Genomic DNA, 304 nt, shown 5'->3' with positions numbered 1-304 from the left:
GGCTGCCTGAGCGCGGCGTCGTTTTGGACCCCGGATTATTTCGCCGGGTCCGCGTGGCACGAACACGCGCCATTTGCTTTCTGGCTTACCGCCGCAATCGGTCCTCGCGTGTTCGTCGAACTCAGCGAACATCCCGGCTTTTCTTATCTGGTGTTTTGCCAGGCGGTTCAGCGACTCCAACTGTCCGCGAGTTGCTACTCGATCGATAACGGGTGCGGCGATGCACAAGCGGGGCCGACCAGCGACGCGGTTCACGAAGCCCTGTTGCGTTCGCACGTCGCGCGCTATGACGCGTTTTCGAAAC

General features: G+C 61.2%; 1 pseudogene. It reads left to right on the top strand.

The features are described from left to right. Positions 1 to 304 (top strand): annotated as a pseudogene (locus tag SB847_RS20780) (hypothetical protein); the annotation flags it as partial.

The sequence above is a fragment of the Bacillus sp. SIMBA_026 genome, from assembly GCF_046535335.1.
Taxonomy (GTDB): domain Bacteria; phylum Bacillota; class Bacilli; order Bacillales; family Bacillaceae; genus Bacillus; species Bacillus velezensis.
This window is presented reverse-complemented; position numbering and strand designations above follow the sequence as displayed.